This is a genomic window from uncultured Dubosiella sp., from assembly GCF_964018005.1.
Taxonomy (GTDB): Bacteria; Bacillota_I; Bacilli_A; order Erysipelotrichales; family Erysipelotrichaceae; genus Dubosiella; species Dubosiella muris.
The window spans coordinates 304,687-328,477 of the sequence record NZ_CAXHOA010000001.1 but is presented as its reverse complement, the minus strand read 5'-3'; the positions used below and the strand labels follow the sequence as shown (position 1 = coordinate 328,477).

Here is a 23,791-nt window from a genome sequence, read left to right as displayed (position 1 = left end):
GGTTTGCTATTATAAATGGGCAGTCAAGGAAATGCCCGGGTGGTGAAATTGGTAGACGCAGTGGACTCAAAATCCACCGGTAGCGATACCGTACCGGTTCGAGTCCGGTCCTGGGCACCATTTGTCTATAACGAACCGAAAGGTTCGTTTTTTTCTTTCACTTTTTTGCGCCAGGTGAAAGAAAAAAGCGCAATGGTTGATGGAGGTGTGAGTGTGAAAGTTTTACTCGGCTTAAGCGGTGGCGTTGACTCGGCTATCGCCGCTTATTTACTCAAAGAGCAGGGATACGACGTGACCTGCTGTTTTATGCGCAACTGGGACAGCTTTGCCAACAATGACATTCTTGGCAATCCGACGATCATGGAAGGCGTATGCCCGCAAGAGCAGGACTATCTGGATGCCAAAGCGGTCGCCGACCATCTTGGCCTGCCGCTGCGGCGCGTTGATTTCATCCAGGAGTACTGGGATCAGGTATTCGTGACGTTTTTGAAGGAATACGAACGCGGACGCACGCCGAATCCGGATATTTTATGCAACAAATACATTAAGTTTGACGCGTTTTTCGACTACGCGATGAAAAACGGATTCGACGCGGTCGCCACCGGACATTACGCGTCCAACGTGCGAATCGACGGCTACACGTATTTGACGCGCGCCCACGACACGAACAAAGATCAAACGTATTTTTTGTGCCAAGTGCCGGAAAGCGCCATCGCGAAAACGATTTTTCCTTTGGGTGGCATCGACAAGCCGGAAGTGCGGCGCATCGCCAAGGAGCTCGATTTGGAATCTGTCATGACAAAAAAGGACAGCACCGGTATTTGTTTTATTGGCGAGCGAAATTTCCGGGATTTTTTAACGAATTACCTGCCAAGCAAGCCGGGACGCATCGTCGACGTGGATACCGGAAAGACGCTCGGCGAGCACATCGGCGTGTTGTATTATACGATCGGGCAGCGCAAAGGATTGAATATCACGCGCGATAAAGGCCCGTGGTTCGTCATTGGAAAAGATGTCCATAAAAACGTGCTCTATGTTTGCCACCACACAAGAAAACAATGGCTCGACTCCGATGAAGCCGTTGTCAGCGGAATGAACTGGATCGTGAAAGACCACGCCGAGGTGCCCAAGCGCCTGACTTGCAAGTTCCGCTACCGTCAGCCGGACCAGGACGTTGAACTGGAATGGATCGACGAAACGACAGTGCGGCTGCGCTATCCGCAAACGATTGCCGGCGTGACATGCGGGCAGGAAGCCGTGCTGTATGACGGGCAAAAATGCCTGGGGGGCGGCGTCATCGACTTTGTATATCGAAACGGAAAAGATTTAAACGAGCAAATCATTCAAACCGGCGCCCGGAGGATGGCGCATGCGTGAGGTCGTGAAGGCGCGGCTGGATTTTGTCATTTTTGAAAACAAGGAAAACCACTACGTCGTCGCCTCCTTTGAAGAAACCGAAGACTACCATGAATTCACCGGCGCTGGCCGCCTCGTCGATCCAAAAGAGGAGGGCGAGTACGAGCTGGAAGGCGAATACGTCGAGCATCCGCGCTACGGGACGCAGTTTCGAATTGACCGGGCCAAACTCGTTTTGCCAACCCGCAAAGAGGCAGTCGTTCATTTTTTGTCGTCCGACACGTTTCCGACAATCGGCAAAAAAAGCGCTGAAACGATTTACGACACGCTGGGGGAGGATTGTCTGGAACAAATTCGTCAAAACCCGCAAGTGCTGCAGCAGGTTCCCCGGTTTCCGCAAAAGAAAATCGACATCATCACCGATGGAATTTGCCAGTTTACCGGTTTTAACGACAACTACATCAAGCTGCTTGAATACGGATTGACAAACCGGCAAATCACGCTGCTGGAAAACACGTACGAAGACGACGCGCTCAAAACGATCGAGGAAGACCCGTTTCGGCCGCTTTACGAAATTTATGGCTTCGGCTACAAGGGAGCGTGCCGGCTGGCGGACGCCATCGAGCTGCCAGCCGATGATTTGCGGCGTCTGGAAGCGATGATTTACGAGGAGTGCCGGCAAATGGCGATGCGTTCGGGCAATACGTACATTCCGTATCCGATTGTGCAGGAACGGTTTCAGTCGGTTCAAAAAGAGGCGTTCGAGCAGGCGCTGGCCAACTTGATTGGCCGGCAGAACTTGCAGGCGGAACAAGAAAAGATTTATCCGTTTTCGTTGTACGAAGACGAGATCTTGATCGCCAAGGGGCTGCGGACGCACTGGTTTGATGTCGAGCCTGTCGCGGCGCAAGACATCGACGAGAAAATCGAGCAAGTCGAGTTTATGCTCAACATCGAATACGACGCCATTCAAAAACAAGCCATCCACGCTTTTTTTGAACACTCCGCTACGATTTTGAACGGAGGGCCGGGAACCGGAAAAACGACGACCGTCAAAGGCATCCTGCAAATCGCGCGCATGGTGTATCCAGACGCTGTGATCCAGCTTTGCGCCCCGACCGGGCGGGCGAGCAAGCGCCTCTCCCAGCTTTCCGACAACGACTCCAAAACGATTCACTCGCTTTTGAAGTGGAACCTGGATGACAACCAGTTTGGAAAGGACGAAAACGATCCGCTGGATGTCGACATTTTGATCGTGGACGAGTTTTCGATGGTGGACACCCATTTGTTCGCGGCGCTGCTGCGGGCGCTGCCGCCGTATTGCCGGATCTTGCTGATTGGCGACGAGGACCAGTTGGAAAGCGTGGGACCGGGAAAGGTGTTCAACGATTTGATTGAAAGCGGCATTTACCCGATTGTCCATTTGGAAAAGATCTTTCGGCAGTCCAGCGGCTCGGGAATCGCCCAGCTCGCCCGTTTGATCCGGGACGAGCAGCCGCTCGCGTTTGCGGATGGAGCGAATTTTATCGAGCGCGGGCAAGGTCAAATTCTGGAAACGCTAAAGAAAGCCATCGCGCAATACGACGAGCAGGAGCGAATGTCGCTGCAAATCATCGCGCCCATGTATAAAGGAAAGGTTGGCATCGACGCCATCAACGCCACGATGCAGGCGATGATCAATCCAAACGACGGGAAAAAGCGGCAGGTGAAAGCCGGAACGGTATGGTTTCGGGAAGACGACAAAGTGATGCTTTTGAAAAATCTGCCCGAAGACGACGTGTACAATGGCGATATCGGCTACATTTGCGAGATTCACGATGGCATCATCACGGTGGATTTCGGCAGTCAAATCGTCGATTTCTCGAAAGATTTCCTCTACTATTTGTCGCATGCCTACTGCATTAGCGTCCACAAGGCGCAAGGCAGCGAATACGACCGGGTGTATTGTGTCGTGGAGCCCCAAACCGCCCACATGCTCAACAAGCGTCTGCTTTACACCGCCGTTTCCCGGGCGAAAAAGGAGTTGTTCGTCGTCGGGGATCCGGCGCTTTTTGGCCAGAGGGTGCGCCGCAAGCAAAGCCATATTCGAATGACGACTCTTCAGCAGCGGATCCAGGAGGCGATGAAGTAAAAATGGATTTGCCAAATCGCAAAAATCCTGATACCATATCCTTAGTTTGACCATGAAAAAGACAAGTAGCCTATGGATTTTTCTTGATAGAGACGAGGTGGCTGGTGGAAACCTCGAGAAAGCCGTGGGGGAAGCTGCTTTGGAGTTGGACCGCGAGCCCGCGTTATCGGCAGACGAGTGCGTTTTTCGAAATCGAAAAATGAAGCAGGATGGTACCGCGTAATCATTACGTTCCTAGCAATAGGGACGTTTTTTTATTGAAAAAGGAGATTAGGAATGAAACAACTAACAGGAAACGAAGTACGACAAAAGTTTCTCGATTATTTTTCCGAGCAAGGACATATGATCGAGCCGGGAGCGAGCTTGATCCCGAACAACGATCCGACGCTGTTGTGGATCAACGCCGGCGTCGCGGCGCTGAAAAAGTATTTTGACGGATCCGAGAAGCCGCGCTGCAACCGCATCGCCAACGCCCAGAAAAGCATTCGGACCAACGACATCGAAAACGTCGGCCGCACGGCCCGGCACCATACTTTTTTCGAGATGCTTGGCAACTTTTCGATTGGCGACTATTTCAAAGAGGAAGCCATTCCGTTTGCCTGGAACTTTTTAACCGGCGAGCAATGGATGGGAATCGACAAGGACCGGCTGTATGTTTCCGTGTATACCGATGACGAGGACGCGTACCGCATCTGGACCGAGGTGTGCCACGTGGATCCTTCCCACATTTTGAAAACAGACGACAACTTCTGGGAAATCGGCAAGGGACCGGGCGGCCCGGATTCGGAAATCTTCTTCGATCGTGGCGAAAAATACGATCCGGAAGGATTGGGAGAGCGTCTGTTTTTCGAAGAGCTGGAAAACGACCGCTACATCGAGGTTTGGAACGTCGTGTTCTCGCAATTCGACTGCGATCCGGCGCTTGACCGCAAGGACTACAAAGAGCTGCCGCAAAAAAACATTGATACCGGTATGGGACTCGAGCGGCTTGTCGCTTTGATCCAGGATGGCGAAACGAACTTCGACACCGATTTGTTTTTGCCAATCATCCACGCGACCGAAGAAATCGCGAACGATCCATACCAGGGCGAGTACAAGATGGCGTACCGTGTCATCGCTGACCACATTCGAACCATTGTGTTCGCTTTAAGCGACGGAGCGAACTTCTCGAACAGTGGTCGCGGGTACGTGCTGCGCCGCGTCCTGCGCCGGGCGGCCCGCTATGGCTTGAAGCTTGGAATCGACGAGCCGTTTTTGTACAAGCTCGTGCCGGTTGTCAACGAAGTGATGAAAGACTATTATCCGTATTTGTCCGAGCACACCGCCATGAACGAGAAGCTGATCAAAAACGAAGAGGAAACGTTCAAGAAGACGTTGAAAAACGGCCAGGCGCTGCTGGACGAGGAAATCGCCAACGCCAAAGACGGCACACTTTCGGGCGAAGTCGTATTCAAACTGTACGACACGTACGGGTTCCCGTTTGAATTGACGCAGGAAATCGCCGAAGAGCACGGCTTGAAAATCGTCCGCGAGCAATTCGACGAGCAAATGCAGGCGCAAAAAGACCGCGCCCGCGCCGCCCGCAACGCCAAAGATTCCTTCGCTTCGCAAAACGAGGCGCTCATGAACTTCACGACTCCAAGCGAGTTTGTCGGCTACGACGAGCTGACATGCGAGGGCAAAGTCATCGCCTTGTTCAAAGAGGGCGAAATGGTGGACGCAATCGAAGGCGAAGGCGACGTCATTTTCGACCGGACTTGCTTTTACGCGGAAAGCGGCGGACAAGTCGCCGACGCCGGAACGGTGTCGGGCGATGGAGTGCTGGCTGAAGTGGTGGATGTGCAAAAGACGCGCAACGCGCAAAACCTTGTGAAAGTCCACGTCAAGGAAGGCGTGCTTCGACTTGGCGACTTGGTGCATCAAAGCGTGGACGCAGCCAAGCGCGCCCGCACGACGGCGAACCACTCTTGCACCCATTTGCTGCAAAGCGCGCTTAAAAAAGTGCTGGGCGATCACATTCAGCAAGCCGGAAGCTTTGTCGGCCCGGATTATTTGCGGTTTGACTTCCATCATTTTGAAAAGCTGACGCCCGATCAGCTGGCGGAAGTCGAACGAATCGTCAACGAGTACATCGCCGGCGCCTATCCGGTCACAAAGGAAATTATGGATATCGAAGAAGCCCGTCAATCGGGCGCGACCGCGTTGTTTAACGAGAAGTACGGCAGCAAAGTGCGCGTCGTGACGATGGGCGACGTGTCGAAAGAGTTTTGCGCCGGATGCCACGTGGACAACACGGCGAATATCGGGGTGTGCAAAATCGTAGGCGAGGAAAGCATCGGTTCCGATTCGCGCCGGATCACGGCGAAGACGGGGTACGCGGCGTACGAGGATTTCGCGCATGAACACGGGCAGCTCGATACGATCGCGGCCGCGATGAAGCAAAAAGGTATCAAGGATATCGAGGAAAAAGTGGCGCAGCAGCTGCAAAACGCCAAGGCGCTGCAAAAAGAGCTCGACCAGCTCAACAACAAGATTTTCGCTTTGCGCGCAAACGAGTGGATCCAGGAAAAAGTCAAAGCGGGTGCCTTCGACTTGCTCATCAAAAAAGTGCAAGGCATGGATGGCAAGGCGATGAAGGACATTGTCGCCAACCTCAAAGCTAAAGACTCTGGATTGCTTGTGCTGCTGATCGCGGCCGATGACAAAAAAGTCGTATTTGTTGCCGGCGCGGGCAAGGACGCGGTAGCCAAAGGGGCCAACGCGGGCCAAATCGTCAAAATGGCGGCCAACGTATGCGGCGGCAACGGCGGCGGCAAGCCGGATCTGGCGCAGGCTGGCGGCAAGGACGCTTCGAAGGTGGACGAGGCCATTGAACTCGTGCGCTCGTATGTGCCGTCCATCGCGTAGTTTCAAGGAAACAAGAATGAAATCGCTTTTCATTTTTTAGCGGTTAAGGTACAATGTTTTATATGTTAGGAGTGTGATGAGAATGAGAGACGTAACAGCGACGATGACGTTTACGACCGAAGAGATCCGTCGTGAAAACATCAAGACGATTCTTCGTGAAGTGAGTCAGGCATTGGAGGAGAGGGGATACAACTCCGAAAACCAAATTGCCGGGTACTTGATCAGCAACGATCCGGCTTACATTTCATCCCATAAAAATGCTCGGAATCTCATCCAGCGTATCGAACGATACGAGATTATCGAGGAACTCGTTCGCGCGTATTTGGAAAAATAATGCAGAAGATTATAGGATTGGATCTCGGCAGCAAAACGTGCGGGATCGCGATCAGCGACGCCCTGGGATTGATTGCCAGAGCTCTGACAACCGTTCGGTTCGAATCGGATGATTATGACACATGTCTGGATGAAGTGCTCACGATCCTTCAGGAACAAAAAGTCAAGGAAGTCGTGCTTGGTCTGCCCAAACACATGAATGGCGATATCGGCATTCGGGGCCAGATTTCGATCGACTTCGCAAAACAGCTGGAAGCCCATGGAATCAAGGTGGATTTGTGGGACGAGCGTTTGACGACCGTCAGCGCGGAGCGATTGCTTATTCAAGGGGACGTTTCAAGAAAGAAGCGGAAGAAGGTAATCGACCAGATGGCGGCGGTGCAGATTCTGCAAAGTTATTTAGATCGACAAAACGGGGGATTTTAAGCCCCGTTTTTTTCAGGAGGAAAAAAGATGTTGGATTCAAACAGTTTATATGTAACCGATGAAAATGGAAACGAAGTGAAAATGACGATTCTTTTCACGTTCGACGCCCCGGACGGGACACAATACGTCGTGTTCCAGCGGGCGGGCGCGGACGATGGCGAGGTCTTCGCTTCCCGCTACGACGACCAGGGACAACTGATCCCGATCGAGTCCGAAGAGGAATGGGACATGGTCGAGGAAGTGATCAACACGTTTGTCGAGGACGAAGAGAATGCCGAAGCCTAAAAGAAAGCGAACGTTCCATTTTGGAAGGCTGCTTCTGGTCGTCGCGCTGTTTTTGCTCGTAATCGCGGGCGGACTGGCCGCGTACGGCTATGTTAGCTTGCAGCCGGCGGGAAATGGAAATAAGGAAGTGGAATTTGAAGTGGCGGAAGGCGAGAGCTTTCCGTCGGTCTTGGCCAATTTGGAAAAGCAGGGAATCATTAAAAACGCGAATGTCGCCTCCTTGTACGCCAAACTGACCCATCACAACACCCATTACGCGGGCGTGTTTTTGTTAAACGACAACATGAGCACCGAGCAGGTGCTCGCGTACTTGGCCAATCCCGAGAACATCATGGATCAGTCGATCCGCTTTACGATCCCGGAAGGACAGTGGGCCAAGGAAATCGCGGCGAACTTGTCCAAGCAGCTGCCATTTACCGAAAAGCAAATCCTGAAGCTGTGGAACGACGAGGCGTATATCAAAACGCTCGCCAAGTCGTATCCGTTCTTGGATCCGGCCGCGCTTTCCAATCCGGATTTGAAGGTGAAGCTGGAAGGCTATTTGTTTCCGGAAACATACTTCATCGAACGCGACGCGACGCTTGATGAAGTGACACGGATGTTTTTGGATCAATTCAAAGCCGTGTACGACCAATACAAGACGCAATTCGCGCAAAGCGGCATGGATGTCGAGGACATCGTGACGCTGGCAAGCGTCATCCAGTTCGAATCCGGCTCGACGCAGGACATGAAAGAAATTTCCGGCGTGTTCCACAATCGGCTCGATCAAAATATGAAGCTGGAATCAAGCGTGACCGTATGCTACGCGCTGTACGACCAGTTTGATTCGCCGGAAGACTGCGAGACGCAATACGATATTGACTCGCCATACAACACGTACCAGATCGAAGGGCTCCCGGCCGGACCGATACTCAATCCCGGCAAGGACGCGATCGTCGCGGCGCTTGAACCGAACAAAAACGACTACTTGTTTTTTGTCGCCGACATTTACAACGTGAAGACGAATCCGGGACAAGTGTACTATTCATCAAATTATGAGGACCATCAAAAACTGATGGAGGAGCTTCATCTCGTCATTGAATAACAATGGGAAGGTTGCTATAATTGGAAGTATTGTTAAGGAGTGAAAAACATGCCAAGCGAAAAATTTTATGTTACGCAGGAAGGGTATGACGATCTAGTCAAAGAACTGGAAAACCTCGTCCATAACGTTCGTCCGCAAGTCATCGTCGAGCTGCAGGAAGCCCGCGCCCAAGGTGACTTGTCCGAGAACGCCGACTACGACGCGGCCCGCGAACACCAGGCCCAGGTCGAAGCGCGGATCCGTGAAGTCGAAGCCATTTTGAAACAGGCGGAAATCATTGAGGAAAGCGATGACGAGAGCCATCAAAAAGTCATCCACATTGGTTCGGTTGTGACGATTGAGGATTTAAGCGACAACGAGATCGCGACCTACACCATTGTCGGAACGACGGAAGCCGATCCATTCGAAGGCAAGATCTCGAACGAGTCCCCGGTCGTGCAGGCGATTCTCGATAAAAAGGTGGGAGACGTGGTTACGATCGCCAAGGCGACGGTTCCATACGATGTAAAAATCATTGATATTAAGTAAAAAAAGAAAAAATGGAGAAAATTGGAGAAAAAATGTCCGGTTTTCTCCTTTTTTGTCGTATATAAAGGTATGACGAAAAAAATTTTAACCCTTTTGCTGCTGCTCATGTTCAGCTACGCGCTGGCCGGCCGCTATGAACCGGTCCGGCTGGAACGACCGGGCTCGCGCCACGTCCGCATTGAAATCAAAGGAGGAATCCAAAATCCAGGGACATACGAACTGCCAACGGGCGCGACCGTCGAAGACGCGATTGAGGAAGCGGGTGGCTTGCATGAAAACGCCGATCTCTCCCGCGTCGCCTTGATGGCCGAACTGCGCCCCGACGATTTGATCGTGATCCCGCTGGCGGATCCAACGCAGGCCGCGCTTGTATCCATCAACGCCGCGAGCAGCGAACAGCTGCAGACGCTGCCTGGCGTCGGTCCGGCCATCGCCGCGCGAATTATCGAGTACCGCGAGCAGACGCCTTTTCAAGCGCTGGAGGACATTCAAAACGTGAAAGGCATCGGCGAGAAGATGTTTGAAAAAATCAAGGAGCAAATTTGCTTGTGAACGCCTGGCTGCTTGTCGGACTGGGCGTCTGGCTTTCCGCGATGCTCGACCCGTTTTACTGCTTGTTTTTTTGTGGCTTCGCCAGCTTGTATTTCGCGTTCCGCTTTCCGAAAACGTGGACAAGCGCCTTGTTTTTGGGACTCGCTTTGCTTCGGCTCGGATTTTCGTGCGCCAGCGCCGAAGCGAAGCCGGGCGAATACACCGTCTACGAAGTCAAGGCGAATTACGCTCTGGCAAGAAACGGACGAGCGAAAATCGTTCTCTACCAGGTGCCAAACGCGGCATATGGGGACCGCTACGCGGTCCAGACGCTTGAGCCGATTCATTCGCTTCATAATCTTTCCCTTTTTTCCTTTGAGGCGCACATGGCCAAACAAGGGGTGGAACTGTACGCGCGCGATCCGGTTTTGATTGCCGCCTCCAACTCGGTACAAGCTCGGATTTTCCGGTCATTGCAAGCCCGGGACGATCCGTTTTTGCTGGGGGCGTTGTATGGCATCGCCGAGAAGGAGTCGTTTTTTGCCACCCTTGGTCTTCCGCTTGTCACGCTCTTTTGTTTTGGAGAGCGATGGATGCGGCGCCGGTTTGGTTCAAGCTGGTCCAGACCGCTGACGGCGTTTGGCGTGATCGGATATGGAATCTTTTTCTTTTTTCATCCGGCTTTGATTCGGCTTACACTTGTCCAGCTGACGAAATGGCATACCGATGACTGGCGTCTGGCTTTCGCGTGGCCCATGATTGGCTATGTCCTGCTTCGGCCGGCCGGCGCGCTTGATCTTGTGCTCGTCGTCCCCGTTCTCTGGACATGGATCCATCAAAAAGGATGGAGCGGTCGAAACCAAAAAGCGGTTCAGCTTTTGGCGCTTGCCCTTTTGCAGGTGCTCTTCTTTTCGCAGCTGGATTTGGTCGCGCTCGTGCTGACGGGGGTGTTCAAAAAAGGCTATGCCTTGCTTTTGATCGCTTCGCTGCTGCCCGTTTCCTGGCCGTGGCTGGCGTGGCTGAAGCGCCTGCCCGACCAGACGTGGCTGACGTGGACGATTCGTTCGACGATCCCCTTTCTTGCGTGCGCGCTTTGTTTTCTGGCTTGCGTGCTGTTGGGCGCGTCTTGGAAAAAAACGATTCGGACCGGCTTGCTGTCGTTTGGCGTGCTGGCGGCCAGTTTGTTTTTCGATCCCTTTTTCCATGTTTACATGCTCGACATCGGGCAGGGCGACTGCGCGCTGCTCGTGGAGCCGTTTCAAAAAAGCGCCGTGTTGATTGACGCGGGACAAAACGTCTTTCGGGACAACGTAGCCACCGTGATCGTGCCGTTTTTGCGTTCGCGAGGCATCCGACAGCTGGACGCGGTGGTCGTGACCCATAATGATTTCGATCACAGCGGCGGCGTGGAGGAACTCCAAAAACAAATACCGGTACGGCAAATCGTGACGAGTCGAGATGAGCGAGTCGATGTGGACTATCCGTTTGTTTCGCTGCTGCCCGCGCGTGAAGTCCAGGAGGAAAACGACGAAAGCATCGTGAGCTACTTTTCGTATGATGGCATCGACTATTTGTGGATGGGGGACGCCGGCGTCGAAATCGAGCGGCAGCTTCTAAAACAATACGACTTGTCAAAAGTCGATGTTTTGAAGCTGGGGCATCATGGCTCGCAAACAAGCTCGGATTTTTCCTTTCTGGCGCAAACCAATCCGCAACTCGCCCTGATTTCGGTTGGTGAAAACAACCGGTACGGCCATCCGCATCCGCGGGTCATTCAGAATTTGCGAAATTTGGAAATCGACACGCTCATGACCAAAGACGATGGAATGGTCCATATTTTTTCGCTCGGACGCTTTTGTTTTGTGGAAAGCGCGAAAGGAAAGATCGGGATGCTGGATCGCGGTTGATTTGCGCGCCGATTTCAGGCATACTGAAACCATGATTTATATACTGCATGGAACCGACGCTTCGCGCATGAGCATGAAAGTGGCGGCGTTGAAAAAAAAGCACAACATGGAAACGGTGTCGACGTACGACGCGTTGCAGGATCCGATGGAAGCCGTGCTGGAAGAAATGGATTCGCATTCGATTTTTGACGAGGAAAAGATGATCGTGATCCAGAACGCGACGTTTTTGAGCGCGCGAAACACCACGACGTACGATTTGGACGCGTTTGTAAAACGCAAGGACACCGACGAGATTGTCGTGTTTTGCGTCCCGAGCGAGAAAATCGACCAGCGGAAAAAAGCGGTCAAGGCGCTGGCGCAAGGCGCGCAGGTTTTCGCCTGCATTCGTCTGGATCAAAAAAACCAGCCCGGCTACATTCGGGAGGCGATGACAGAAGCCGGATTGAAAATGGACGGGGAGGCGCTGCGCTATTTTACGAGCCATATCGGGATGGACGCCTTGCGCATTCGCAGCGAGATCGAGAAGCTTTCCATTTACGCCGGGGAAGTCGGTCTTGCCGACGTCAAAGCGCTCATGGTCAACGAGCCGATCGACGACGTGTTTAAAATGACAGATGCCTTGTTTGATCAAAACGGCTTGCTTTTGATGGCGTATTACCGGAATTTTCGCGCGCAAAATATGGAAACTGTGGCGATTACCGCGCTAATCGCTTCGCAAATCCGCTTTTTGTTTCAAGTGCGCGTGCTGATGGACCGGCAGCTGGGAAAAGAGGAAATTGCCCAGACGCTGAAAGCCCATCCGTACCGGGTGCAGCTTTCGATGCGCAAGGCAAGCCGTTTCGATCCCGACGCGTTGCTTGACTGGCTGGAAAAACTCGCCGATCTCGACCAAAATATGAAAAGCGGAAAAATCGACAAAGACGAGGGATTTGAGAACTTCGCGCTTTCGCTGATGATGAAATAAGCCGGGAACTGGATTTTCCGGCTTTTTGAAAATAAAAAAAAAGCGATATCCACGATATCGCAACGGTACAGGAACACGTCAGGAATTAACCTTCGATCGAGTTGATCAATTTTGCCAGACGTGCTTTTTGACGGTTCGCATAGTTTTTATGATGAACGCCTTTTGCGACCGCTTTGTCAAGTTTCGAAGTGCAGTCTGCGAAAGCTTTCACAGCGGCTTCTTTATCATTGGCTTCAACGGCGGCAAGCACTTTTTTGATCGCTGTTTTCAAAGCCGATTTTTTCGACACGATCAACTTGTGTGCTTTATTGTTGGTTTTCACACGTTTCATTTGTGATTTGATTTGTGGCATGGTTGTACACCTCCTGACATAAATGCATTGAGATTATAGCAAAATTTGATTTCAAAAGCAACACAAGTTCGAAAAATTCAGGTATAATACGTTGTGCGGTCGAAAGACAACGACAGCCAAACGAAAGGATGGGACAAAAAATGGAAAAAAAACATGTCATATTTATGGGGACGCCTCCCATTGCCGCGACGGTTCTGGAAGCGTTGCTCGACAGCGATGTCATTGTGGATCTCGTAGTGACGCAGCCGGACAAAAAAACCGGACGCAAGCAGATGCTGGTCGAGTCGGCGGTCAAGCAAGTGGCGAAACGACACGGAATCGAGGTGTTTCAGCCGGTCCGGATCAAAGACGACTGCGAAAAAGTCGTTGGCACGCCTTGCGATTTGATCGTGACATGCGCCTATGGCCAGCTTGTTCCGCAATGCGTTCTCGACCATCCTGCGTTTGGATGCGTCAATTTGCATGGCTCGCTGCTGCCGGCGTACCGGGGCGGGGCGCCAATCCAGCGCGCCATTATGCATGGCGACACGGAAAGCGGCATGACTTTGATGAAAATGGTGCGCAAAATGGACGCGGGACCGGTTTTGGATGTGGAACGAATCGCGATTGCGCCGACAGACACGAGCACTTCGCTGTTTTTGAAAATGGGGGACGCGGCGGCCACGCTATTGAAACGAAACCTGCCTGTCCTGCTGAGCGGACAAGCGGTGTTTGTCGAGCAGGATGAGGAAAAGGCGACCTTCGCGCCGATTCTCACCCGCGAGGAAGAGCATCTGGATTTGACGTCGACGGACGACTCGATTGTTCGTCAAATCCGCGCGCTCAGCGACGAGCCGGGCGCATATGTTCTCGTCAAAGGCCGAAAGCTGAAAATTTACGACTATGAATATATTCCGGCGGACAACACGACGTGCGGTCTGTTTTCCCAGCCGGACAAGAAATCGTTGTGCCTGGAGCTGCACCAAGGAAAACTTCACTTGAAAACGTGCCAGCTGGAAGGCAAACCCAAGATGGCGATTCGCGATTTTATTAACGGACAAGGAAGAAGCCTTGTCGGCGAAACCGCCCAGTAAAACGCAATTTTGAAAGGAGAAACTGTTCCATGGAACAATCGCATATTCGCAACTTTTCCATTATCGCCCACATTGATCATGGAAAATCCACGTTGGCGGATCGGATCCTCGAGCTGACAGACACCGTCGAGAAACGGGAAATGAAAGACCAGCTGCTGGATTCGATGGAGCTGGAGCGGGAACGGGGCATCACGATCAAGCTCAACGCCGTACAGCTCGTTTACCACGCCAAAAACGGCGAAGACTATTTATTTCATTTGATCGACACTCCGGGCCATGTCGATTTCACCTACGAGGTGTCCCGGTCCCTGGCCGCCTGCGACGGGGCGGTGCTTGTCGTGGACGCCGCCCAAGGGGTGCAGGCCCAAACGCTGGCCAACGTGTACCTGGCTTTGGAAAACGACTTGGAAATCCTGCCGGTGCTCAACAAAGTCGATTTGCCAAGCGCCCAGCCGGATGTCGTCAAACAGGAAATCGAGGACTTGATCGGACTGGATTGCTCCGAGGCGGTCGAAATCTCGGCCAAGTCGGGATTGAACGTCGAAGAAGTGCTTGAGCAAATCGTCGCCAAGCTGCCGGCCCCTTCGGGAAGTCCGGACCAGCCGCTTCAGGCGCTTGTGTTCGACTCTTTGTACGACCCCTACCGGGGCGTCATCGCCTACATTAGCGTGAAAAACGGCTCCATCAAGCCCAAAGACAAAATCCGCTTTATGGCGACCGGCGCGGAATACGAAGTGATCGAGGTCGGCGTGCGGACGCCAAAAGAAGTCGTGGAAGACCAGCTCAATACCGGCGATGTCGGCTGGATCAGCGCGGCGATCAAAAGCATCGAAGACGTGCGGGTCGGCGACACGATCACAAAAGTCGACGAGCCCGCGAACGCGCCGCTGCAAGGATATCGGCAAATGCAGCCGATGGTGTATTGCGGCTTGTATCCGGTCGACAACGCCCGCTACGACGATTTGAAGGAGGCGCTCGCCAAGCTCAAGCTCAACGACGCGGCGCTCCAATACGAGCCGGAAACGTCGCAGGCGCTCGGGTTCGGCTTCCGGTGCGGATTTTTAGGCTTGCTTCATATGGATGTGATCGAGGAACGGCTGGAGCGCGAATACAACCTCAATTTGATCGCGACGAGCCCTTCGGTTATTTACCATGTGTACAAAACCGACGGGACGATGATTTCCGTCGACAACCCGGCCGCGCTGCCGGCCCCTCAAAACATCGACCGGATCGAAGAGCCGTATGTGAAGGCGCAAATCATGGTGCCGAAAGAATACGTCGGCGCCATTATGGACTTGTGCCAGAAAAAGCGGGGAGAATACGTCGACATGCAAGTGCTGGACGAGCTGCGCATGGAGCTGACGTACGAGATTCCGCTGTCGGAAATCATTTACGACTTCTTCGACAAGATGAAATCGAGCACAAAAGGCTACGCGAGCATCGACTACGCGTTTTCGCAATACCGGCCATCCAAGCTTGTGAAAATGGATATTTTGCTGAATGGGCAAATCGTCGACGCGCTGTCGACGATCGTTTTCAAGGATTTCGCCTACCACCGCGGCAACGCGATGACGGTCAAGCTCAAGGATCTCATTCCAAAGCAGCAATTCGAAATCCCGGTCCAGGCGGCGATTGGCGGCAAGATCATCGCCCGCACCAACATTAAGGCGCTGCGCAAAAACGTGCTCGCCAAATGCTATGGAGGGGACATTTCGCGAAAGAAAAAACTGCTGGAAAAGCAAAAAGAAGGAAAGAAACGCATGAAGATGGTCGGCTCCGTGGAAATTCCGCAAGAGGCGTTCATGGCGGTTTTGTCGATGGACGACGAAGGATGACGCCCGCTTCCTGGTATATCCACGTTCCGTTTTGCGCCAGCGTGTGCCCGTATTGCGATTTCTTCCGCACGGTTCCAAGTGCCGCCCGAATCGAGCAATGGCTGGACGTTGTCGGGGCGGAAATTCGAAGCCGGCTGGAGCCGGATACGAAAATCGACACCCTTTACATTGGGGGCGGCACGCCTTCCGTGCTTTCCGACAGCCAGTTTTTTCGTCTGGTTAAAGATTTGCTTCCGCATTTGCACGCGCAAAGCGAAGTAACCGTCGAATGCAACCCGGAATCGCTAAGCGCCCAAAAGCTGGCAATGTACCGGCAGTGCAAAGTCAACCGCATTTCGCTTGGCGTGCAGTCGTTCAACGCGAAAACGATTGAAAAGCTTGGGCGCCATCATACGCCGGCATTGATCGAGCAGGCGGTCGAGGCGATCAAAGAAGCGGGCATCGACAACATTTCGATTGATTTGATGTTCGCGGTTCCGGGACAGTCGATGGCCGACGTCCAAGCCGATCTGGCGCGTTTTTTCCGTTTGGACATCGCCCATTTGTCGATTTACTCGCTGATTTTGGAAGAAGGGTCGGTGTTTGGCCGGCAAGGCTTGCAGGCGGTGGATGAAGATCTGGAGGCGGACGAATACGAATGGATCGTCCAGACGATGAAGGCGCATGGTTATTGTCACTATGAGATTAGCAGCTTCGCCAGGGACGGCAAACTGTCGCGCCACAATTTGGCGTACTGGCTTGACCAGGATTTTGTCGGCATTGGCTGCGGAGCGAGCGGACGGGAAAACCGGAGACGGTACACGAACGCGCCAGATTTGCTTGAGTACATTGAGAAGGGGCCCCGTCCCGAATACGAGCCGGTGAACGCGCCTTTTGAAGCGGTCATGATGGGGCTTCGCACTTGTTTTGGCGTGGATCTGGCTTCGTTTTTTGAGAAGTACGGCTTGCGGCTGGAAGAAATGGCGGCGCCTTTGCTGGCGAAATACGACGGCGATTTGATGGTTGAGCGCGGCGCGCTGAAAACCACGGAATCGGGGATGGAAAAATTGAACTCGATTTTGGTTGATTTTCTTGCGTTGTTCGAGTAAGATATAAAGGATTTTGGACTGTGTTTATGGACACTCCGACCATCGACTCGGTTCAAAAGGTATACAATTTACAGGAGGAAACAAACATGTTGCTGAAAGCAGAAAAACAAGCGATCATGAAAGAGTACGCCCGCCACGAAGGGGATACGGGATCGCCAGAAGTACAAATCGCGGTATTGACAGAACAAATCAACCGTCTGACAGAGCACTTCAAAGAACACAAACACGACTACCATTCGATGCGTGGTTTGATGAAGATGGTTGGACGTCGTAAAAACTTGTTGAACTACTTGAAAAAAGAAGACCTGAACCGGTATAAAACATTGATCGCCCGTTTAGGACTGAGAAAGTAATCGAAGCTTCGATTGCTTTTTTTTTGCGTTTTTCTATGATAAGATTTGATTTGTGAAAAATGAGGTGAAAAAATGGCGAAACAGGAGTTTCATTATGAATTCGGTGGTCGGGGGATCACCGTGGAAACAGGAGAAATCGCAAAGCAGGCCGACGGCGCGGTCGTGATCCGCTACGGGGACACGGTAACGCTTTCGACGGCTTGCGCGAGCAATACGCCGAAGGAAGGAATTGATTTTTTTCCGCTGACTGTCAGCTTTGAGGAAAAACTGTATTCGGTTGGTAAGATTCCGGGTGGATTTTTAAGAAGGGAAGGCCGTCCAAGCGAGCATGCCACGTTGAGCGCGCGCATGATCGACCGGCCGATTCGTCCGCTGTTCGCGGAAGGTTTCCGCAACGAGGTGCAAGTCGTGAACACCATTTTAAGCGTGGACCAGGACGCGCCGGCGGAAATGGCGGCGATGCTGGGCGCGTCGCTGGCGCTTTGCATTTCGGACATTCCGTTTAACGGACCGATCGCGGGTGTCAAAGTCGGCCGCGTGGATGGCGAGTTCATCGTCAATCCAAGCGCGGAGCAGGCGGAAAAAAGTGACATCGACTTGACGGTGGCCGGCACGGCGAAAGCCCTGAACATGGTGGAAGCCGGCGCGAAGGAAGTCAGCGAGGAAGACATGCTGGCGGCTTTGATGTTCGGACAGCAAAAAGTCAAGGAGCTGTGCGAATTTCAGGAAACGATTATCGCGGCGGTCGGCAAGCCGAAACGAGAGATCCCGCTGTACCATGTCGACGAGGCGGTTGAAAAGGAAGTCCGGGACGGGTTCGAAGCCGCGATTCGCGAAGCGGTTTCCATCAAGGAAAAACTGGAACGCTACGGCAAAATCGACGAGCTGACCGAGCAGGCGGTGGCGTCGTTTGAAGAAAGGGAGTACCCAAGCGAAAAAGAAAAGGCGCTGACACTCAAGCAAGTCGGACAAATTTGCCACAACATCGAAGCTGACGAAGTGCGCCGGCTGATCGTCGAGGATAAAATTCGTCCGGATGGACGGGCGATCGACGAGATTCGTCCGCTGGACTCCCAGGTGGACTTGCTTCCGCGCGTCCATGGCAGCGCGATGTTCACGCGCGGGGAGACGCAGGTGCTTTCGACAACGACACTTGGTGCCCTCAACGAAAACCAGATCATCGACGATTTGACGGAAGTCGAAGCCAAACGCTTTATGCATCATTATAATTTCCCGCCGTACAGCGTCGGCGAAACCGGCCGGATGGGATCGCCGGGACGCCGGGAAATCGGCCATGGCGCCTTGGGTGAAAGAGCGTTGCTTCAAGTGCTTCCAAGCGTGGACGAGTTCCCGTATACGATTCGGACGGTGGCGGACGTTCTTGAAAGCAACGGTTCGAGTTCGCAGGCGAGTATTTGCGCGGGCACGATGTCGCTGATGGCGGCGGGTGTGCCAATCAAAGCGCCGGTTGCCGGCATCGCGATGGGATTGATCATGGACGAGGAAACCGGACAGTACACGGTGCTGACCGATATCCAGGGCATGGAAGATCATTTTGGCGATATGGACTTTAAAGTGGCCGGCACGGCGAAAGGCATTACCGCGCTGCAAATGGATATCAAGGTGAGCGGCATCACGAAGGAGATCTTCGAGGAGGCGCTGGCGCAAGCCCACAAGGCGCGGCTGGAAATTCTGGACAACATGGCGCAGGCTATCGCGGCGCCAAGAGCGGAATTGTCGCCGTACGCGCCAAAGATCGCGATCATGCATATCGACCCGGATAAGATCTCGATCGTCATCGGTCCGGGCGGCAAGATGATCAACCAGATCATCGCGGAAAGCGACAATGTGAAGATCGACATCGACGACGATGGCCAGGTCGTGATTTACCATACCGATCAGGCGGCCATCGACCACGCCAAGGAAATGATCAAGGAGATCGTGCGCGAAGCCAAAGTCGGCGACGTGTACGCGGCCAAAGTCGTTCGACTGGAGAAATTCGGCGCGTTTGTGAACTTGTTTGGCCACACGGACGGCTTGCTGCACGTGTCCAAGATTTCGCACAACCGGGTGGAGAAAGTTGAGGATGTGCTCAAGATTGGCGATATCATCGACGTCAAAGTGACGGAAATCGACAACAAGGGTCGAATCAACGTGTCGGCGAAGGCGCTGTTGCCTCGTCCGAAAAAACACGACGACAAACAAAAAGCCAAAGAAGACAAAGGCGAATAGAAAAGTTCGAAAGGCGTGAAAACGCCTTTTTCGTTTTTTCCTGTTTCCAAAGTGTGTTAGAATAAGAACGAGGTGGAATCATGGACTTTTTAAAATATGCCAAAGAAAATGAAAAAAACTATTTTGACGATCTAAATACATTGGTTCGCGTCCAGTCGACGCGCGACCTGTCAACCAAAAAGGAAAACGCGCCATTCGGCGACGGGCCGCGTGAGGCGCTGGACGCGTTTTTAAACATCGCCAAACGCGATGGATTCGCCACGAAAGACATCGACGGCTACGCCGGCGTGATCTCGTACGGCGATCAGGAGGAAACGCTAGGTATTCTTGGCCACTTGGATATCGTGCCGATTGGCGAGGACTGGACCAAGGAACCTTTAAAAGTGACGATCGACGACGGCTACGCGTTTGGTCGGGGTGTCTTGGACGACAAGGGCCCGACGCTGGCGGCGTACTACGCCCTCAAACTCATCAAAGAGCACGGCATCCCGTTGAAGAAGCGGGTTATGCTTATCGCCGGCTGCGACGAGGAGTCGGGCATGGACTGCATGAAATACTACAAAGCGCATGGCGAGATCCCGCAAAGCGGTTTTGTGCCGGATGCCGATTTTCCGGTCATTTACGGTGAAAAGGGCGGCGCGCATGTTTCGCTGCATTCCCATGACAAGACGGTAATCCAAAAGCTGAACGCCGGCGAAAGACCGAATATCGTCATTGGCAAAGCGGATTGCTTTGTGAAGGAAATCAGCGACCGGCAAAAAGAGCAGTTCGCGTTTTATTTGAAAACAAACGATTTGAAAGGCTCCATCGACCAGACGGACGAAGGCATCCGCCTGCATGTGGATGGCGTTTTTGCCCATGCCGCGATGCCGTACAACGGCGTGAACGCGGCGCTTCATTTGCTGAACTTTGTCGGCTGCGCCTATGACGACCAGCTGGCGAAAGATTTGTACAGCCTTTTGAAGGACTGGCAAGGAAAGCCCGAGCACATCAACAAGGATGGGGCGTATATGGGCTTTTTGACGATGAGCACAGGCATTGTGCGCATGGATCCCGAACGCACGGATATCTTGGTCGACATCCGCTATCCAAACGATTTGGACGCCAAAGCGATCATGGCCGGATTCGACGAAGCGTGCGCGGCGGTGAAGTCGAACATCACAGCGACTCTCGATTCCGATTCGGCGCCGTTGTTCGTCGATCCAAACTCCGAGCTTGTGACAAAGCTGATGAACATTTACCGGCAATACACCAATGACACGTTCTCCTGCGCCAAGACGATTGGCGGCGGAACGTACGCGCGCATGTTTGACAATTTTGTTTCGTTTGGACCGGAGCTGCCAAACGAGGTGAAGACGACCGATCAATTCGTCGGCGGACCGCATCAGCGCGACGAAGGCGTGAAAGTGTCGGAACTTATGCAGGCCATCGCGATCTACGCGGACGCGATCGTGGCGCTGGCGGGCTAGACCGATGCGGATGCGCAAAGTGAAATGGGCGGTCGAGTACTTGCCGGAAAGCAAGGTGCTTGTCAAAGACCCGTCCAGCTGTAAGGGAAAATGGAAAAAGCGGCTCGGCACGTCCACGCTGCATGTCGAGATTGGCTGCGGCAAAGGCAAATACTCGCTGGATATGGCGGCCATGACGCCGGAAGCCGGATTTGTCGCGATCGAGAAAAACGAGAGCGCGGCCGGGATCGCGGCCAAAAAGATGGACGACGACCCGAGGGAAAAAAAGCTCGCGCTCATCGAGGGCGACGCGGATCATTTGTCGGAGTGGTTCGCGGCGGGCGAAATCGACGTGATCCACTTGAACTTTTCCGATCCGTGGCCGAAAAAGCGATACGCGAAGCGAAGATTGTCGGCCCCTTCCTTTTTGAAGCAGTACATTGACGTACTCGCGGCAAACGGGCAGGTCATCATGAAGACGGACAACGCGTCGTTATTCGAGTTTTCCGTTCCGCAGTTTTTGGCCAACGGGTTTCGACTGCTGGAGCTAAGCGTCGACTATCGGCGCGAAACGCACGATGAGGACGCGATCACGGAATACGAGGAAAAATTTATCGAACAGGGCAACCCGATTTATCGGGCGGTGTTTGAGAAGGAGACAATATGAACAAGATCCATTCCAAAGAGGAAATGAACAAGGTCATTGCTCAGCCGGGCATTCATATGTTTTTGTTTACGGCACCATGGTGCGGTGACTGCATTTATATTAAGCCGTTTTTGCCGGCGCTGGAAAAGCAATTCGCCGGCAAAATGGATTTTTACGAGCTGGATCGGGACGAATGCCTTGGTTTGGCGATTGAACTTGGTATCATGGGCATTCCAAGTTTTGTGGCGTACGAAAACGGACGCCAGATTAGTTCGTTTATTTCGTCTTTGAGAAAAACGAAAGAGGAGATCGAACACTATTTTACCGAAACGCTTAATGAAGGAGGAAAGACCGAATGCTAAAAGATTTGATGCATGCCATCTTCAAAGAAGATGTGGAAGAAGATATAGAAGAAGTCGAAGACGAACAAGGAAACGAAGAGGAAGCGACGCACGAGCAAGTTCATTTTGAGGAAACGGTTTCCAGACCGGCTGCCGAGCCTGTCAGTGAAATTCCGCAGCCTGTGTTCACGATGCCGACGCCAACCCCTGTCAGCCAGCCGGCTACAGGCGAAAACGCCGTGGATGAAAGTATTTTTGAAGGGCTGGATGTCGACACGATTTCGTCGAAGCCAAAGCGGAAAAACGAAAGCTACCATTTTGACCGCTCGAAATTGAACCGGAAGCGCAAAGTGGTGGAGGAAGTGGAATACCAGTCGGTTATTTCGCCGATTTTTGGCAATATGGAAGATTCGCAAAAAGAATTCGACAAAGTTCATGACGCGGTGCAGCTTCCAAAACCGGAAACAGATACGTCGATGATCGAAATCATTTCGCCGATGTATGGCAACAACATTCCGGAACCCGCTCCGGTGGCGTCGATCCCGACGTATCAGGAGGCGTCCAGCGCGGCGAAGCCAAAGCTTGACCTGGACGACATGCTCGACCAGAAAGAGCCGGAAAAAGAAGAGGACAAAAAATAATGGCGTTTCATTTCATTGGAATCAAAGGAACGGGCATGGCGGCGCTGGCCGAGATCCTGCACGATGAAAACAAGGAAGTGCGGGGAAGCGACATTGAAAAATACATTTTTACCCAGGACGGTCTGGAAGAGCGCGGCATCGAGATTTTGCCTTTTGACGCCGCCAACATTCAAGATGGCGATACGGTGATCGTCGGGTTATCGTTTGACAGCCGGCACCCGGAAGTGAAAGCGGCGCTGGACAATCCGCGTGTCAAAACGTACTACTACAACGAATACCTGGGCCATTTGCTGGAGCGCTACACGTCGATTTGCGTGGCGGGAACGCATGGCAAGTCGACAACGACGGGCATTCTCGCGTCGGTGCTTTCCCGTTTTGAAAAGACCGGTTTCCTTATCGGAGACGGGCACGGCCACATGCCGAAAGACGCGAAAAACTTTGTTTTGGAATCGTGCGAATTCAAGCGTCACTTTCTGGCGTACCATCCGGATTACGCGATTGTCACGAATATGGAAATCGACCATATTGACTATTATAAAAACATGGAGGACTATATCGACGCGTTCCAGTCCTTTGTGAATCAAATCAAAAAGAAAGCGGTCATTTGCGGGGACGACCCGTATTTGCCGACTCTTTCCTATACGGTGCCGGTCGTGCGGTATGGCTTGAACGAGGGCAACGACTACCAGGCCAGAAACGTGTCGCAAGGGCCGGATGGCATCGAATACGACGTGTTTTTCCATGGGGCGCTGTTGCACCATGTGAAGCTGCCGGAAATCGGCTATCCGTTTTTGATCAACTCGCTGGGCGTGTTCGCTTTGGCGCATACGCTTGGTATGGAGCCTGACGAGATCGTGGCTGGGCTGCTGGACTACAAAGGCATCGCCAGACGGTTTGTGAGCGAGGAAGTGGGCGAAAGCGTGCTGATTGACGATTACGCCCACCATCCAACCGCGATCGAATTTATGATCGAGGCGGCCAGAAGCCGATACCCGGGCAAGAAGATCGTGGCGCTGTACAAGCCGGACCGCTACTCGCGGCTTCAGTATTTTCTGGACCGGTTCGCAAGCAGTTTAAATACGGCGGATCAAGTGTGCCTGCTCGATTTTCCGAAAAACGCGGTTCGCGAGGACGAGACGATCACGGTGACGATCGACGATTTGCTGGCGCGCTGTCCTGGCGCGCGGCTGCTTGAGATCGACGAGCCAAGCGCCGAGGCGCTTAAAGCGATGGGACCGGCGGTATACATTTTCATGTCCAGCAAGGATATTTACCTGCTCAAGGACAAATTAAAAGAAATTTTATAAAAGAAAAGCCAGCCTTTATTTGG

The 23,791-nt window shown here is 52.9% G+C and carries 22 protein-coding genes, 1 tRNA gene and 1 other annotated feature; of the genes, 22 read left to right on the top strand and 1 reads right to left on the bottom strand.

Translation table 11 applies throughout. The annotated features are described in order from the left end of the window. The first annotated feature begins 33 nt into the window (after positions 1–33). From ABNS49_RS01615 to holA, 12 genes are all read left to right on the top strand, one after another. Positions 34–120 (top strand) — tRNA-Leu (locus ABNS49_RS01615). A gap of 93 nt (positions 121–213) precedes the next feature. Further along, positions 214–1,377, top strand: a complete 1,164-nt coding sequence (gene mnmA / locus ABNS49_RS01610) for a tRNA 2-thiouridine(34) synthase MnmA (protein ID WP_288343065.1) — start codon at positions 214–216, stop codon at positions 1,375–1,377. Further along, a complete protein-coding gene (locus tag ABNS49_RS01605) occupies positions 1,370–3,487 on the top strand; it encodes an ATP-dependent RecD-like DNA helicase (protein WP_288343063.1) in 2,118 nt (705 codons plus the stop codon). The genes mnmA and ABNS49_RS01605 overlap by 8 nt, the downstream gene beginning before the upstream one ends. A gap of 43 nt (positions 3,488–3,530) precedes the next feature. Continuing rightward, positions 3,531–3,726: a binding site (T-box leader), on the top strand. 37 nt (positions 3,727–3,763) lie between these two features. Next, positions 3,764–6,394 (top strand): alanine--tRNA ligase, encoded by a 2,631-nt coding sequence (gene alaS / locus ABNS49_RS01600; RefSeq protein WP_135979358.1) that lies wholly within the window; start codon positions 3,764–3,766, stop codon positions 6,392–6,394. A gap of 82 nt (positions 6,395–6,476) precedes the next feature. After that, the gene (locus ABNS49_RS01595; protein WP_016318699.1) at positions 6,477–6,728 is read left to right on the top strand and encodes an IreB family regulatory phosphoprotein; all 252 of its coding nucleotides are present in this window, start codon (positions 6,477–6,479) and stop codon (positions 6,726–6,728) included. Then, positions 6,728–7,153 (top strand): Holliday junction resolvase RuvX, encoded by a 426-nt coding sequence (gene ruvX, locus ABNS49_RS01590; RefSeq protein WP_135979357.1) that lies wholly within the window; start codon positions 6,728–6,730, stop codon positions 7,151–7,153. Before ABNS49_RS01595 ends, ruvX begins: the two co-directional genes overlap by 1 nt. A gap of 27 nt (positions 7,154–7,180) precedes the next feature. Continuing rightward, on the top strand, positions 7,181–7,438 hold the full coding sequence (locus ABNS49_RS01585) for a DUF1292 domain-containing protein (RefSeq protein WP_135979356.1): 258 nt from the start codon (positions 7,181–7,183) through the stop codon (positions 7,436–7,438). Beyond that, the gene (gene mltG / locus ABNS49_RS01580) at positions 7,425–8,522 is read left to right on the top strand and encodes an endolytic transglycosylase MltG (protein WP_135979355.1); all 1,098 of its coding nucleotides are present in this window, start codon (positions 7,425–7,427) and stop codon (positions 8,520–8,522) included. The genes ABNS49_RS01585 and mltG overlap by 14 nt, the downstream gene beginning before the upstream one ends. A 48-nt stretch (positions 8,523–8,570) precedes the next feature. Further along, positions 8,571–9,050, top strand: coding sequence for a transcription elongation factor GreA (gene greA / locus ABNS49_RS01575; RefSeq protein ID WP_135979354.1), 480 nt, complete (start codon positions 8,571–8,573; stop codon positions 9,048–9,050). 69 nt (positions 9,051–9,119) lie between these two features. Beyond that, positions 9,120–9,602: a ComEA family DNA-binding protein gene (locus ABNS49_RS01570; protein WP_277820732.1), complete on the top strand. Its 483-nt coding sequence runs from the start codon at positions 9,120–9,122 to the stop codon at positions 9,600–9,602. Next, the gene (locus tag ABNS49_RS01565) at positions 9,599–11,488 is read left to right on the top strand and encodes an MBL fold metallo-hydrolase (RefSeq protein WP_135979353.1); all 1,890 of its coding nucleotides are present in this window, start codon (positions 9,599–9,601) and stop codon (positions 11,486–11,488) included. The genes ABNS49_RS01570 and ABNS49_RS01565 overlap by 4 nt, the downstream gene beginning before the upstream one ends. Before the next feature lie 31 nt (positions 11,489–11,519). Further along, positions 11,520–12,452 (top strand): DNA polymerase III subunit delta, encoded by a 933-nt coding sequence (gene holA, locus ABNS49_RS01560; RefSeq protein ID WP_168353506.1) that lies wholly within the window; start codon positions 11,520–11,522, stop codon positions 12,450–12,452. Positions 12,453–12,537: 85 nt separating this feature from the next. Here the strand turns inward: holA and rpsT are convergent, their stop codons facing one another. Further along, complete coding sequence (gene rpsT / locus ABNS49_RS01555; RefSeq protein ID WP_135979351.1) at positions 12,538–12,804, bottom strand: 30S ribosomal protein S20; 267 nt, start codon at positions 12,802–12,804, stop codon at positions 12,538–12,540. Between the two features lie 140 nt (positions 12,805–12,944). Here rpsT and fmt point away from each other — a divergent pair, with 140 nt between their 5' ends. The 10 genes from fmt to ABNS49_RS01505 all read left to right on the top strand — a co-directional run bounded on the left by fmt (position 12,945) and on the right by ABNS49_RS01505 (position 23,768). Next, positions 12,945–13,877, top strand: a complete 933-nt coding sequence (fmt, locus tag ABNS49_RS01550; RefSeq protein ID WP_135979350.1) for a methionyl-tRNA formyltransferase — start codon at positions 12,945–12,947, stop codon at positions 13,875–13,877. Positions 13,878–13,906: 29 nt separating this feature from the next. Beyond that, positions 13,907–15,712, top strand: coding sequence for a translation elongation factor 4 (gene lepA / locus ABNS49_RS01545; RefSeq protein WP_135979349.1), 1,806 nt, complete (start codon positions 13,907–13,909; stop codon positions 15,710–15,712). Continuing rightward, positions 15,709–16,800 carry a radical SAM family heme chaperone HemW gene (hemW, locus tag ABNS49_RS01540; protein WP_135979348.1) on the top strand — a complete coding sequence of 364 codons (1,092 nt, stop codon included), beginning with the start codon at positions 15,709–15,711 and terminating at the stop codon, positions 16,798–16,800. The genes lepA and hemW overlap by 4 nt, the downstream gene beginning before the upstream one ends. A gap of 86 nt (positions 16,801–16,886) precedes the next feature. Continuing rightward, positions 16,887–17,153: a 30S ribosomal protein S15 gene (gene rpsO / locus ABNS49_RS01535; protein ID WP_135979347.1), complete on the top strand. Its 267-nt coding sequence runs from the start codon at positions 16,887–16,889 to the stop codon at positions 17,151–17,153. Between the two features lie 72 nt (positions 17,154–17,225). Continuing rightward, positions 17,226–19,385, top strand: coding sequence for a polyribonucleotide nucleotidyltransferase (gene pnp / locus ABNS49_RS01530; protein WP_135979346.1), 2,160 nt, complete (start codon positions 17,226–17,228; stop codon positions 19,383–19,385). An 80-nt stretch (positions 19,386–19,465) separates the two neighbouring features. Next, positions 19,466–20,854: a dipeptidase PepV gene (pepV, locus tag ABNS49_RS01525; RefSeq protein ID WP_135979345.1), complete on the top strand. Its 1,389-nt coding sequence runs from the start codon at positions 19,466–19,468 to the stop codon at positions 20,852–20,854. A 4-nt stretch (positions 20,855–20,858) separates the two neighbouring features. Then, the gene (trmB, locus tag ABNS49_RS01520; protein ID WP_135979344.1) at positions 20,859–21,500 is read left to right on the top strand and encodes a tRNA (guanosine(46)-N7)-methyltransferase TrmB; all 642 of its coding nucleotides are present in this window, start codon (positions 20,859–20,861) and stop codon (positions 21,498–21,500) included. Beyond that, on the top strand, positions 21,497–21,841 hold the full coding sequence (locus tag ABNS49_RS01515) for a thioredoxin family protein (protein WP_135979343.1): 345 nt from the start codon (positions 21,497–21,499) through the stop codon (positions 21,839–21,841). The genes trmB and ABNS49_RS01515 overlap by 4 nt, the downstream gene beginning before the upstream one ends. After that, positions 21,835–22,461, top strand: a complete 627-nt coding sequence (locus ABNS49_RS01510; RefSeq protein ID WP_135979342.1) for a hypothetical protein — start codon at positions 21,835–21,837, stop codon at positions 22,459–22,461. Before ABNS49_RS01515 ends, ABNS49_RS01510 begins: the two co-directional genes overlap by 7 nt. Further along, a complete protein-coding gene (locus tag ABNS49_RS01505; RefSeq protein ID WP_135979341.1) occupies positions 22,461–23,768 on the top strand; it encodes a Mur ligase family protein in 1,308 nt (435 codons plus the stop codon). The genes ABNS49_RS01510 and ABNS49_RS01505 overlap by 1 nt, the downstream gene beginning before the upstream one ends. Positions 23,769–23,791: the final 23 nt, after the last annotated feature.